The organism is Flavobacterium sp. T50_26, assembly GCF_057652995.1.
The window spans coordinates 1-13,663 of record NZ_JBYFCC010000042.1 but is presented as its reverse complement, the minus strand read 5'-3'; the positions used below and the strand labels follow the sequence as shown (position 1 = coordinate 13,663).

The window sequence follows — 13,663 nt, the reverse complement described above, 5'->3', positions numbered from 1 at the left end:
ACCTTATATCGACATCTATAAATTTGCAAGTTAAATAATTAAACTTTTTGTTGTAATTCATCATAGAATACGCGGGTAAGTGCTAGGGAGAGAATTTGTGTTTTGTTTTTAAATCGTTTTTATAAAGAATGTTAATTTGTTGGAAATTTGATATATTAGCGGGAATATTAAAGTTGTTAAGTATAATAAGTTTGTGTATGAAAGGAGAAAAAACAATAACATTAACTAAATTCTATTCTTATGTCTAGTGATTCGATTACTTTTCAGAATCTTATATCAGCTTTAATTGGTGGACTATTAGTCATAGTTGGACAACTTATGACTGAATATTTAAAATCTAGAAGAGAAAAAAGAGAAAAAATTATATTTCTTGCGAGCAAAAGTAAAGAAATAGAGCAACATCTTTTTAATGAACTAAGGGAATTAGCAATGTTTAAAACGCACGCAAATTACTGGTGGTTTTGTCATAGAAAAGAAAATACAGTAAATGAATATAGCAAAAGATATTATGATGAACACTTAAGAAGTCAATCAGAGTGTAGAATATCTGAGAAAAGTATAGGTGCAAGAATAGCTGAATATTTTGGCATTATCAATGAATATTTAACTTTAGCATCTAATGATACTGTTGGTATTATTTCAGATCTTGAAATAATAAAAAAAACACAATTTAGAAAAGCTATTGATTATGATATTAATGAAGATTATGATGAAGTTCGAAACAATAGAATCGAAAATGACGAAATTCAATTGAAAAATGATTATTGGAATCTTTTAAAACCAATTTCTAAAATTAATAACAAACTCTATAATGAATCAAAAATATTAGCAAAGAAATGCATTTAATAAAGTTGGCACATTCAAACATATATATTAAACTTGTATTCTCGTTTGAGAATAAAAATTAACAAATAATTTCAAAGCAAACATAAATTATAAAAACACATATTTTATGAAATTAATTTTATTAAGACTATTTCTACTTTTTACACTAAACTCATTTTCACAAACTAAAACTGAATGCCTAGAATTTATTCGAAAAAAAGAAATTTCACAACACGGAAACAATTTTTTAAGCCTAAATCTTGAAGGAACAATATTAAAAATAAAAACAAAGAGAAAACTAAATGACCAGCCGACAATTGTAGAAACAGAAATTGATTTTAGTCGTGCAAAAAAAGTAATTATTGAATTTAATAAATTTAAACTTTATTGTCCAATTGTATTTTTGACCGGTAAGAATTATAGTTTAAAAGAAACTCCTGAAAATGGTTTTTGGTATATGGATTACAAAGATAGATATGAATATAATTATTATGTAGATGAAAATGAGGCTGTTGAAGTAAAAAATATTTTTATTCAACTTGCAAAATTATGCGGATCTAAATTGGAGAACTAGGTTACAAAATTTCTACCCTCTCTTCAAAGTCTCATTCTTCGCATAAAAAAATATCCGTATGAAAAAAAAAATTCTTTTCTTCTTCACAATTATTCTTTTTTCCCTTGTTAGTTGCAAAACTTCTCAAAAGCAAATTGAAGTAGATACACTAAATCATTACACTATTATTACATATGACCCAAATGCAAAATATCCATTATTTGAAAATGCAAAACCAACAACACTAACATTCGAGGAAATTTTAGAGTTGGAAGATATCATACAACCTAAAATCTTAAAGAATCTTGAGCAACATAAATATTACAGGCAATATGTTGCCGCAGAAAACTCAAATGGCGAAAAATTAGTTTGGATTAATTTTTTCTGCGAAAGTCATTATGACCCAAGTCACGTTACTTTCATTCTAAATGTACTCGATGGAGGAAATTGCTTTTTTCAAGTCAAAGTAAATCTAACCCAAAAAGATTGCTATTTTTATATAGAAAATGGTGAGGCTTAAAAACTGATATTTAATTGTAAAATTTCCCATCTGTGTCATTTCGACGCAGGAGACCCGAGCTACAGCGAACAGGCGAAGCAAATCACATAACGCTGAGCAAATACTACGTTTTCTACTTTATGTGATTTCTCCTTCGTCGAAATGACACGGTCAACAATGTTCTTCGTAATCGCATACTGAACCACAACAACATAAACTTATTTAAATCGTTGTAAGTAAAAATTTAAAAACCATATGAAAATACTATTTTTTTTATTCATCCCTTTCTTTACTTTTTCTCAAAATGAAAGTATTGAGAAAATGAAAAAACTTCCTAAACTAGAATTTGAAAAAGCATTCAATGATAGTATTCAAAAATTAGAATCGTTAGCTTTATGGAACTTTATAAAAAAAGCTCAAGAAAGCGAAATAGGTTTAAATGATTTTAATTCAACCTTTTTAAAGAGATTTGAAACAGCAGAATCGTCAATTGAAATGATTTTTCTTTTAGAAATACTAATTGATCAAAAAACTGAAAAATCAATAATCGAAGCTACTTTAAATAGTAAAAAAGAAATTTGGGATAAAGGGCATTGGGCTGAAAAATTCTGGAAAATAATTCGAGAAAATGATTTTAAAATTATAGAAAATAATCATTACACTATCAATGAAAAAGGAGAAAAAAAATATAACGTAAAACTTTTTATTGAAGAAAAAAAATTGCAAAATGAAATCGGTGAAAAACCACTTTTACAAGTTAACAATTCAATAACTAGTTATTCAGAAAACACACTTTTAGAAACATTGGAAAAATTAAACATCAAAGAAATTGAAATAATTCCAAAACAAAAGAGCGTTTCACTTTTCGGAAAGCGAGGATTGATGGAGTGATTCAAGTGTTGACTAGATAAATATTCCCACACTTGTGTCATTTCGACGCAGGAGAAATCACATATCGTTGAGCAAATAATTCGTTATTTACTTTATGTGATTTCTCCTATCGTCGAAATGAGACGGTGAACAATCTGCACAGAAGAAAGACTTTAAGACAAAAACAAGCAAAACTCATTCACCAAAAACTTTGTGCCTTCTTTGCTTCGTGGCAAAGCCAAAACAAAAACCAACCAAAAGCAATCCCCAAAAAATTTTGTGCCTTCCCTTCTTCGTGGCAAAACAAAACCAAAAAAAAACCCACCCTTATTTGCACAAGGATGGGAAAAATTGCTATGAAAAAGAATCTACTAGTTTCCTAGTAAAGTTCAAATGTAAATATTTTTTTCAAATTATGAAAACATATCCTTAACTTTTTCAAAAAAAGATTTGTCTGTTTTTTCAGGGTGCGGAATGAAGTTCTCATCCGTGAGCATTTTCTCAAAAAACTGGCGTTGTTCTTTGTTCAAAGTCTTTGGTGTCCACACATTTATATGCACCAATAAATCACCATTTCCATACGAATTAATACTCGGAATACCTTTTCCTTTTAATCGCAAAATCTTCCCGGACTGAATTCCTTCTTCCAGTTTAATTCGCACTTTTCCGCCCACGGCTTCAATCTCTTTGGAAACACCCAAAGCCGCTTCGGCCACACTGATGTATAAATCATAATGAAGATTTTCGCCTTCACGTTTCAAAAATTCGTGTTCTACCTCTTCAATCGCAACAATCAAATCACCGGGAATTCCGTTGCCCGGAGCATCGTTTCCTTTTCCGGAAACTTTCAATTGCATATCATTCACCACTCCTGCCGGAATTTTAATTGATACCGTCTCATCTTCCAAAATCATTCCTTGAGCATCGGCATTCGCCGGTTTAGAACTAATCGATTGTCCGGCTCCACCACAGGTTGGACAGGTAGTTGCCGTTTGCATTCTACCCAAAATGGTATTGGTTACTCTCAAAACCTGACCGGAACCATTACACGTTCCACACGTTTTATAAGAGACACCCGGAGCTTGAATTTTACGTTTTACTTTGACTTTCTTTTCAACGCCGTTTGCAATTTCCTCTAAAGTAAGTTTTACTTTAATTCGCAAATTGCTTCCTTTCATTCGTCGCTGACCTCCGCCACCGCCAAATCCGCTGAAACCGCCAAAACCACCACCAAAAATGTCACCAAACTGACTGAATATGTCATCCATATTCATTCCGCCACCGCCGCCAAATCCGCCATTTCCATCAAAAGCAGCATGACCGTATTGATCATATTTTGCTTTTTTGTTCGGATCACTCAAAACTTCATACGCTTCAGCAGCTTTCTTGAAATTTTCTTCAGCTTCTTTGTTTCCGGGGTTTTTATCAGGGTGATACTCGATTGCTTTCTTGCGATAGGCTTTCTTAATTTCCTCTGCAGCAGCACTTTTGGAGATGCCTAATATTTCGTAATAATCTTTTTTCATAGTTTAAAATTCCAAATTTTCAATTCCTTTTCCACAAAGAAAAGTCGCAATAAATCATTACTGACCAATTACAACTTTAGGAAAACGGATTATTTTATCACCTAATTTATATCCTTTTTCAACCACATCAACAATTTTACCTTTCAAATCATCCGATGGAGCAGGAATTTGCGTAATTGCTTCAGCAAAATCGGCGTTAAAATCGTCGCCTGCCTTAATGTCAACTTGCTCTAATCCTTTGGAAACAAGCGTTGATTTCAATTTTTCGTGAATCAATTCCACTCCTTTTAACAACAACTCATCTTCCGTTTTGGCAATTTGCACCATCGCTCTGTCAAAATCGTCCAAAACCGGCAACATGGCTTGCAAAACTTCTTGATTGGCAGTTTTAAACAAATCCATTCTTTCTTTGGCTGTTCTTCTTTTGAAATTTTCAAACTCGGCAAAAAGGCGTAAAAACTTGTCTTTTTCTTTGGCTAACTCTTCTTCCAATCTTTCTTCGTTTGTCAATTCTTCAGCCGGAGGTATTGAATTCTCTTGCGTTTGCTCGGTTGAAACTTCATTTTCATTAATTTCCTTTTCGATATTATCTGTATTCTCCTGATTCATATTCTTAAAAAATTTTTTGAACATTTTGTTGATGGATTTTGGATTGCAAAAGTACTGCCATTTGTTTAAAAATGTCAAATTGTCAGCGTAAATTATTTTTTCAACTCACTACTTTAAAATCAAATAACCAAAATTTAATATTTCTTTAAGAAAAATGTGCGTGTTGGTTTTCTACTTTTGTTCAAACTTAAATCTAAAAAACTATGAAAAAAATCATTTTAAGCTTAGTAGTATTAGCTACACTTTCTTTAACTTCTTGTAAAAACGAAAAAGCAGAAACGACTGAACCGGTTGACGCAGCTGTTGCTACTGAAACTGCCAGCACATACAAAGTTGATGCTACAAAATCTACTATCGAGTGGGTTGGTTCTAAACCGGCAGGAAAACATAATGGAACAATTGCTCTTTCAAGTGGAGAATTGGCTTTAAACAACGGAAAAGTTGAAAGCGGTAAATTTACAATTGACATGAACAGCATTACTGTTTTAGACTTAAAAGCGGGTGACGGAAAAGAAGATTTAGAAGGTCACTTGAAAGGATTAGGAAAAGAAGAAGATGCTGATCATTTCTTCAATACTAAAAAATTCCCAGAAGGAACATTTGAAATTACTTCTGTTGAAACAGTTAATGCAGTTACTACAGTTTCAGGTAACTTAACTTTAAAAGGAATTACAAAACCAGTTTCTTTCCCGGCTACAATTGCTGTTGATGAAAACACGTTGACTTTAAACAGTGAATCATTCAAAATTAACAGAACAGAATGGAGTGTGAATTATGCTTCAAAATCTGTTTTTGATGATTTAAAAGATAAATTTGTTGATGACGAAATCGAATTAAAAGTTAGTGTTACTGCTACGAAATAATTATTACTTCATCTTACTTTAAACAAGAAGCTCCTCAATTACGAGGAGCTTTTTTTATGCTAATAAGTTATCTAATGTTTTTGTTAAATCGCGGTAACGAAATTGAAATCCGTTTTTCTCTGCTTTGGTTGCACTCACATTTTGACTTGAAAATAAAAGCTGATGCATTTCTCCTAACACCAATTTCATGGCAAACTTGGGGATATTTGGCATAAATAACGGTTTATTTATGGTTTTGGCGATTGCTTTTGTTAATTCGGCATTGGTTACAGGATTTGGAGCCACGGCATTAAATGTTCCTTCCCATTGGTTTTGAATGGCGAAGAGATACATTTTGGCTAAATCTTCCACGTGAATCCACGATTGCACTTGTTTTCCTGAACCAAAAGGAGAACCTAATCCCATTTTGATGGGTTTTAGCATTTCGGTTAATGCTCCGCCCTTTTTGGCTAAAACCAAACCAGTTCTAAGTTTGCAAACTTTGATATTTAAACGGCTAAAAACGTCAACACTTTCCTCCCACTTTACCACAACTTGACCTAAAAAACTATTGTCAACACTTTTATTATCTTCAGTATAAATTTGCGTTAGACTGTCAGGATAAATTCCAATCGCAGAAGCAGAAACAATTTGTTTCACTTGATTGGGATGATTTTTTAAACACGTGTACAATAAATTAGACGAAAGTGTTCTGCTTTCAATAATTTCCTGTTTATAATTAGTTGTCCATCGTTTTGACACGGTTGCTCCGGCCAAATGGATGATAGCATCGACTCCCATCAAACAATTTTCATCAATAAAACTTTGTTCAGGATTCCAATAGAAACCCTGATAATGGGGTTTACTTTCGATTTTAGATTTAGAAGTTGTGAGGTAATGAATTTCATTTCCGTTTTCTAATAACAGGGCAATCAATTCTTTGCCAACCAGTCCAGTAGCACCTGTGATTAATATTTTCATAGCTTATTTTTATGCAAAGTTACAGGCAATCGGTCTAAAAGTAAAGTTAATTAGGATTAGTTTAAGGGTTGTTAACGAATACAATATGAATGAATTATTGTTTTATACGCACACTCCATTCAAATTCCATTTCAGAAACTTGATCACCTTTTTCATCTTTCCCGATGGATTTCATCCAAAAGGTTTGACCTTCGCCAGTGGCAATTGTTTGTTGAATGGCTTGCTCGATTAAATGTCCGTCTTGGCAAACAAAAGTGATTCTTCCGGTAGCTTTTTTGGTAAAGTTACCTTTATTATTTGCTACAAGCATGGAGATTTTCTTTCCGCTTTTCTTAATTTGATACATCACTAAAGCTCCCGTTGAAAGTTCGGCAGCCATCGCTTGCACTGCAAAATACATCGAATTAAATGGGTTTTGATTAAACCATCGGTGCTTCACTGTTACAGTACATTGGTCGTTATCCAACGATTTTGCCCTAACGCCGCACCAAAAAGCGGAAGGTAATTTGAAAAATAAAAATGTATTGATATTTCCGGCTGTAAACTGCATAAACACTGAATTTTTTGTAAATATAAGCTTTATTTTTATAATTTTAAATTGTTAATTTTATGTTAAATATAGGTACTATGCGTAACACAATACCTTCTTTTAGACATATATTTGCATAGGATATTATTATATACTTTTAATTATGACATCACAAAACGAAAAAACAACAGCGGCATTATTGCACTTAAGTGCATTTGCAAAGTATCTTATTCCTTTTGCAGGAATAGTAGTTCCCTTGATTATTTGGCAAACAAAGAAACATCAATCAGAATATGTTGATGAAAACGGAAAAGCAGTTGTCAATTTTCATTTAAGTATTTTGGCATACAGTATTGTTATTGCCATTGTATTAGGTATCTTTTTTATTGGCTCAATAGCAAACTACATCGAAATTGAAAATGCAGGTGGCGATGTTATTCCGATTGATTTAATCACAGCCGGAATTATCTCATTATCCGTTTTGGGAATTTGGACCATCGCAGAATTTATTTTGGTCATTTTAGGAACCGTGAGAGCCAACGAAGGATCGGTTTACAAATATCCGTTTACAATTAATTTTATCAAATAAGAGTTTCAATCATCAATCAATCATCGCCGAAAGGCAAATCAATCAAATCAAAAAAACGAATTAGTTAAACTAAAAATCTTATCATGAATTATGAATATTGAAAACACAAAAGCCCAGATGCGAAAAGGTGTTTTAGAGTTCTGTATACTTTCTGTCTTAAAGGAAAAAGAAGCCTATACCTCTGAAATTTTAGACACCTTGAAAAACGCTAAATTGTTGGTTGTGGAGGGTACAGTTTATCCGCTCCTAACCAGATTAAAAAATGACGGATTACTCAACTATCGTTGGGAGGAATCAACTTCGGGACCGCCTAGAAAATACTACGCACTCACCGAAATAGGAAAACAATTTTTAACCGAACTAAACAGCACTTGGGGAGAATTATCAAACGCTGTGAACACCATAACCAATCAAAAATAATCGTCATGAACAAAACAGTAAATATAAATTTAGGAGGTTTATTCTTTCACATAGACGAAGATGCCTTTCAAAAATTAAATCGTTATTTCGATGCTATAAAACGTTCGCTTTCTAACTCATCCGGTCAAGATGAAATTATGAAAGACATCGAAATGAGAATTTCGGAAATTTTTACCGAAAATAAAGAAGCAGATAAACAAGTAATCAACCTCAAAGATGTTGATGCTATGATCGCCGTAATGGGTCAACCCGAAGATTACAGAATTGAAGAAGAAGGAGAAGCTACGCAATCTAACTTTAATAACACAACAAAATCGTCCAAAAAATTATACCGCGATATTGATAAGAACATTTTAGGTGGAGTTTCTGCCGGCTTAGGTCATTATTTTGGTATTGATGCGTTGTGGATTCGTTTAGCGTTAGTGTTAATCGTAATTGCCGGAGTTGGATTTCCAATCTTGCTTTACATTTTATTGTGGATTTTAATCCCAAAAGCACAAACCACTACCGAGAAACTTCAAATGACCGGAGAACCGGTAAATTTGAGTAATATCGAAAAAAAAGTTCGTGAAGAATTTGCCTCTTTTTCAGATAAAGTAGAAAATGCTGATTATGCAAAAATGGGAAACCAAGCTAAATCCGGAGCAGAAAAAGTAGGTTCTGCAATAGGTGAAGTATTCATGACAATTTTCAATATTTTCGCTAAATTTATTGGAGCAATCATTTTAATATTTTCCATATTTGTGCTGGGTAGCATATTGATAGGTGGGTTTACATTCGGTTCAACCACTTTTGTAGACATGCCATGGCAAAGTTATTATGATGCAGTAATCGTAAGCGAATTCCCTATTTGGTTAGTAGTTATACTTGGTATTCTTGCCATTGGAATTCCGTTTTTCTTCCTTCTTATTTTAGGATTAAAACTGCTGATTACCAATATGAGATCAATCGGAAATGTTGCAAAGTACACGTTATTAGCATTATGGTTAATTGCAGTAGGAATTTTAATTTCATTCGGTATAAAACAAGCAACAGAAATTGCGTATGACGGTAAGATTGTGCAAAAAGAAACATTAAATCTGATGCCAAATGATACATTAAACATTCAGTTTAAATTCAACGACTATTATGCCAAAGGTTTTCACTATAATGATTTTGAAGTGACTCAAGATGAGAATGGTAACGATATCATCTATTCAAACGACATCAGCATAGAACTTATTTATACCGATGAAGCACAACCTTATTTGCAAATTGAAAAAAGAGCAGAAGGAAAATCAATGACTGAAGCCAAGAAAAGAGCAGAAAAAATAAATTATGCTTTTAAATTTGAAGGAAATAAATTAATTTTAGACAATTATTTCATCACCGATTTAAAAAACAAATACAGAAGTCAAGAAGTTGAATTGTTTCTTTACTTACCCGAAGGCACAATCATCAGACCTGACAGTTCAGTACAACAATTCGATCAATCGGGTAACCATTTTTTCAATTTACATTTTAGTTCAGATAATTTCTTTTACAAAGTATCCAAAGACCAAATCAAATGTTTGAACTGCCCGATTGAAGAAAACGAATACAACGACGTTGAGTTAAATTCCACAGAAGATTCTATCACTTCAACTGTAACAATTAACCGCGATGGCATACATATTAAAGAGACTAATAAATCGGAAGAAAAAAGAGATTTCAAAGGTTTAGAAATCAATAAAGAAGGTGTAATCATAAAAACAAACTAACCATGATCAAGTTTATAGTTTACCTTACAAAAACCATTGTAGCGTTAATCACAACTTTACTATTCGCTTCTTGTCAATACTCTATTGATTTAGGAGATGCAGTCAAAGGAAGTGGAAACGTGACAACCGTGAACCGACCTGTTTCCGGTGAATTCACAAACATCGAAGTATCAAACGGAATCGACGTAGAAGTAACCCAAAGTGATGCTGTTTCAATTGAAGTAAAAGCCGATGACAATATTATCGACTTAATTACAACCGATATAGTAGACGGAACTCTTAAAATCGCAATGGAAAAAAGTGTCAAAAACACCAAATCCAAAACCGTATTTGTCTCCTTACCAAACATCGAATCACTTAGAACTTCCAGCGGAGCTTCTCTAAAAAGCAAAAACACACTCGTTGTGAGTTCGCTTGAAACAAAATCATCCAGCGGAAGCGAAATTAAAATAAATGTTGAAGCCGAAAAAATCACTTGCGATTCCAGCAGCGGAAGCGAAATTGAAGTCGAAGGAAAAGCCCTAAAACTCGAAGCAGAATCGTCCAGCGGAAGCAACATCGAAGCCGATGAATTGCAAACCAATGATGTGGTTGCCAAATCATCAAGCGGAAGTTCCATCGATGTGCATCCCATCTTGAGTTTAGACGCAAAAGCATCAAGCGGAAGCGATATAAAATACCACAACACACCTAAAACAGTGACCAAAGTAACCACATCTGGCGGTTCAGTTCGTTCAAATTAATTAGGAGCGAATGGCTTGGGCTTCTATGCCGTCCATGTTCCTGCCCTCCCTATTATCCACGCAAAAGCGTAGGATAACCGGTCGGTCAGGGCTAGAAAGTGAACTATAGGCTACTAAAAGCGTGCAAAAAATCATATCTTAACAAACATCCCGACCAATAATCGGGATGTTTTTTTATATTTGCTCTATAAACCACATCAAAATGAAAAAATTTCTAATCCTATTCGCAGCTATTCTTTTTTCCACCGTAACGTGGAGTCAAAAAAAAGAAAAACTCAAAGCCTCCAAAATTGTAACCATCTCACAAAAAGAAATCGGTAATTTCGATAGCCTAGAAGTAGAAGATGAAATTGACGTTTTTATCGTAAAAGGCGATCAACCTTCCATCGAAATTGAAGCAGACGACAACACGCACGAATCATTCGACATCAAACTAAACGGAACTACCCTTCGCATCGGATTAGTCCACAATATTTCCGGAGCCAAGAAAACCAGTATCCGCATAACCTATACTGATGATTTTAAAATGTTAGTTGCCAAAGGAGAAGCCAATGTAACGGCCCTAGCCGATGTAAAACTTAGCCAAGTTACATTCAAATGCTATGACGATTCACGTTTATTTTTAAACGCAGACTGTGCCAATTTCACATTGATTGCCAACGATAAATCAAAAATTGAAATCAACCTAAAATCCGATGATGCTATTTTTGAATTAAGCAAAAATACAAACGTAAAAGCCTTAGTTCGTTCTTCCAATTTTAAATGCGATATGTATCAAAAAGCTACCGCCAACATTGAAGGCGACATCAACGATTTAAAACTAAGAATGGATAACAACTCCGATTTTATCGGAAAAAATTTGGTTGCTCAAACAGCTTCAGTTATTGCAGAAGGAAGTTCAAAAAACAGTGTTCAAGTTGCCACAAAACTCCTTTTAGAATCTTCCGGCAAATCCGAAACAAATTTATACGGTAACGCAACCATCGAAATCAAACGATTTGCAGACGAATCTTCACTCAACAAAAAACTACTAAAATAACTTTCAGTCAATTTTCTGAACATAAATTATTAAAGTAAAAGCCACGAATTCCACTAACATACACAAATTAATTCGTGTAAATTAGTGGAATTCGTGGCTTATCTTTATTAGAGAGGTTGAACTACTTACTCTTTACTCGCCAAATAACGTTCAGCATCCAACGCAGCCATACAACCGGTTCCGGCTGCAGTAATTGCTTGTCTGTAAACATGATCGGCAGCATCTCCGGCAACAAACACACCTTCTACATTGGTTAATGCTCTTCCCGGAACATTGAGGATATATCCTGTTTCGTCAAGGTTTAAATAATCTGCAAAAATGTCGGTGTTTGGTTTATGTCCAATCGCTACGAAAAATCCTGTAGCCGGAATTTCAGTTTCTACGCCTGTTGTTCTTTCTTTTACTAAAACGGAGCTTACAACTTGTCCGTCACCTTTTACCTCAACAGTTTCAGTATTTAATAAAATCTCAATGTTTTCGGTTTTGCGAACTCTCGCTTCCATGATTTTTGACGCACGGAATTTCTCGCTTCGCACCAACATCGTTACTTTTTTACATAATTTTGATAAGTAATGAGCTTCTTCACAAGCCGAATCCCCTGCTCCAACGATTACCACTTCTTGATTTCTGTAGAAAAATCCATCACAAACCGCACAAGCAGAAACGCCACCACCCATTTGCAAATAATGTTGCTCAGATGGCAATCCTAAATATTTCGCTGAAGCTCCGGTAGAAATAATCACTGTTTCACATTGAATTTCTTTGGTATCATTCACCCAAACTTTATGAATTGGTCCCGAAAAATCAACTTTGGTTGCCCATCCGTCACGAATATCCGTTCCGAAACGTTTGGCTTGTTCCTGTAATTGAACCATCATTTCCGGTCCCGTCACTCCATCAGGATAACCTGGAAAATTCTCCACTTCGTTGGTCGTTGTTAATTGACCACCAGGTTGTGTTCCTTGGTATAAAACGGGAAACATATTGGCTCTGGCAGCATAAATCGCAGCAGTGTAACCTGCAGGACCTGAACCTATTATTAAGCACTTTACTTTTTCTATTGTATCAGACATAATTTTGATTTCTAAATTTCGTTGCAAATGTAAGTTTTAAATAAAAATTAATACTTAATTGTTGATTAGTTTTAATAATTTTTGAATAGTATAATTTTATTTAAAATTAGGTTTGGTAAAACTAATTTTAGTTCTATATTTGCACCCTCATTCGAGTTTTGAATGCGGGGTGTAGCGTAGCCCGGTTATCGCGCCTGCTTTGGGAGCAGGAGGCCGCAGGTTCGAATCCTGCCACCCCGACCACCAAAAATCCTTTCCACTTCGTGGGAGGGATTTTTTGGTTTTGAGCCGTCAAGCTTGCTTGTAAGGTTGGAAAGCAAAAAATAACTCAGAGCAACGCTCAAAGGATTTTGGTGAGCAACATTTCCTATATTCAGGTTCATGGAATAATCCTGCCACCCCGACCACAAAAATCCTTTCCACTTCGTGGGAGGGATTTTTTGGTTTTGCCACGAAGAAGGAAAGGCACGAAGTTTTTGAAAACTTTTGATTACGACTGAAGAAGCTTTATCAATGGCACACGGATTTGACAGATTAAACAGATTTTTACAGATTTGATAGCTTCGCTATAATGGATTTTAGCAGATTCGTTAGGCGAACATTTTCTTTTGAACAATTCTCAACCTGAAACCTGAAACTTGAAACTTGAAAAAGAGATTCGGACGGAAAGACAAGATTGCGTGAACTGTGACTGTGACTGAAAACTAAATTGATATTAATTTCTTTTAAACTACTTTGATGGCAATGAACCGCGTATTCTATGATGAATTACAACAAAAAGTTTAATTATTTAACTTGCAAATTTATAGATGTCGATATAAGGTGT

General features: G+C 34.1%; 15 protein-coding genes and 1 tRNA gene. 11 read left to right on the top strand and 5 right to left on the bottom strand.

Annotated features, from left to right (window positions below):
- Positions 1-240: 240 nt before the first annotated feature.
- From AC23MC_RS16165 to AC23MC_RS16150, 4 genes are all read left to right on the top strand, one after another.
- Positions 241-846 (top strand): hypothetical protein, encoded by a 606-nt coding sequence (locus tag AC23MC_RS16165; protein WP_487569368.1) that lies wholly within the window; start codon positions 241-243, stop codon positions 844-846.
- A gap of 106 nt (positions 847-952) precedes the next feature.
- On the top strand, positions 953-1,399 hold the full coding sequence (locus tag AC23MC_RS16160) for a hypothetical protein (RefSeq protein WP_487569367.1): 447 nt from the start codon (positions 953-955) through the stop codon (positions 1,397-1,399).
- Between the two features lie 58 nt (positions 1,400-1,457).
- Positions 1,458-1,898 (top strand): hypothetical protein, encoded by a 441-nt coding sequence (locus AC23MC_RS16155; protein WP_487569366.1) that lies wholly within the window; start codon positions 1,458-1,460, stop codon positions 1,896-1,898.
- A gap of 234 nt (positions 1,899-2,132) precedes the next feature.
- On the top strand, positions 2,133-2,768 hold the full coding sequence (locus AC23MC_RS16150) for a hypothetical protein (protein WP_487569365.1): 636 nt from the start codon (positions 2,133-2,135) through the stop codon (positions 2,766-2,768).
- Between the two features lie 392 nt (positions 2,769-3,160).
- Here AC23MC_RS16150 and dnaJ read toward each other — a convergent pair whose 3' ends face one another.
- A complete protein-coding gene (gene dnaJ / locus AC23MC_RS16145) occupies positions 3,161-4,273 on the bottom strand; it encodes a molecular chaperone DnaJ (RefSeq protein ID WP_487569364.1) in 1,113 nt (370 codons plus the stop codon).
- Between the two features lie 57 nt (positions 4,274-4,330).
- Positions 4,331-4,906 carry a nucleotide exchange factor GrpE gene (locus tag AC23MC_RS16140; RefSeq protein WP_487569363.1) on the bottom strand — a complete coding sequence of 192 codons (576 nt, stop codon included), beginning with the start codon at positions 4,904-4,906 and terminating at the stop codon, positions 4,331-4,333.
- Between the two features lie 179 nt (positions 4,907-5,085).
- On the opposite strand from AC23MC_RS16140, the gene AC23MC_RS16135 reads away from it, so the two are divergent.
- Positions 5,086-5,745, top strand: coding sequence for a YceI family protein (locus AC23MC_RS16135; protein ID WP_487569362.1), 660 nt, complete (start codon positions 5,086-5,088; stop codon positions 5,743-5,745).
- A 54-nt stretch (positions 5,746-5,799) separates the two neighbouring features.
- Here the strand turns inward: AC23MC_RS16135 and AC23MC_RS16130 are convergent, their stop codons facing one another.
- Both AC23MC_RS16130 and AC23MC_RS16125 read right to left on the bottom strand, forming a co-directional pair.
- Positions 5,800-6,705 (bottom strand): TIGR01777 family oxidoreductase, encoded by a 906-nt coding sequence (locus AC23MC_RS16130; RefSeq protein ID WP_487569361.1) that lies wholly within the window; start codon positions 6,703-6,705, stop codon positions 5,800-5,802.
- 94 nt (positions 6,706-6,799) lie between these two features.
- A complete protein-coding gene (locus tag AC23MC_RS16125) occupies positions 6,800-7,255 on the bottom strand; it encodes a DUF4442 domain-containing protein (RefSeq protein ID WP_487569360.1) in 456 nt (151 codons plus the stop codon).
- A gap of 142 nt (positions 7,256-7,397) precedes the next feature.
- Here AC23MC_RS16125 and AC23MC_RS16120 point away from each other — a divergent pair, with 142 nt between their 5' ends.
- The 5 genes from AC23MC_RS16120 to AC23MC_RS16100 all read left to right on the top strand — a co-directional run bounded on the left by AC23MC_RS16120 (position 7,398) and on the right by AC23MC_RS16100 (position 11,764).
- Positions 7,398-7,823: a DUF4870 domain-containing protein gene (locus AC23MC_RS16120; protein ID WP_248433414.1), complete on the top strand. Its 426-nt coding sequence runs from the start codon at positions 7,398-7,400 to the stop codon at positions 7,821-7,823.
- A 90-nt stretch (positions 7,824-7,913) separates the two neighbouring features.
- Positions 7,914-8,243 (top strand): PadR family transcriptional regulator, encoded by a 330-nt coding sequence (locus tag AC23MC_RS16115; RefSeq protein WP_112086973.1) that lies wholly within the window; start codon positions 7,914-7,916, stop codon positions 8,241-8,243.
- Positions 8,244-8,248: 5 nt separating this feature from the next.
- Positions 8,249-9,982: a PspC domain-containing protein gene (locus tag AC23MC_RS16110; protein ID WP_487569359.1), complete on the top strand. Its 1,734-nt coding sequence runs from the start codon at positions 8,249-8,251 to the stop codon at positions 9,980-9,982.
- A 2-nt stretch (positions 9,983-9,984) separates the two neighbouring features.
- A complete protein-coding gene (locus tag AC23MC_RS16105; RefSeq protein ID WP_487569358.1) occupies positions 9,985-10,725 on the top strand; it encodes a head GIN domain-containing protein in 741 nt (246 codons plus the stop codon).
- Between the two features lie 202 nt (positions 10,726-10,927).
- Positions 10,928-11,764, top strand: a complete 837-nt coding sequence (locus AC23MC_RS16100; RefSeq protein WP_487569357.1) for a GIN domain-containing protein — start codon at positions 10,928-10,930, stop codon at positions 11,762-11,764.
- 125 nt (positions 11,765-11,889) lie between these two features.
- Here the strand turns inward: AC23MC_RS16100 and trxB are convergent, their stop codons facing one another.
- Positions 11,890-12,837, bottom strand: a complete 948-nt coding sequence (gene trxB, locus AC23MC_RS16095; protein ID WP_487569356.1) for a thioredoxin-disulfide reductase — start codon at positions 12,835-12,837, stop codon at positions 11,890-11,892.
- 165 nt (positions 12,838-13,002) lie between these two features.
- Here trxB and AC23MC_RS16090 point away from each other — a divergent pair.
- Positions 13,003-13,080, top strand: a tRNA-Pro gene (locus tag AC23MC_RS16090).
- The last annotated feature ends 583 nt before the right edge of the window (positions 13,081-13,663 follow it).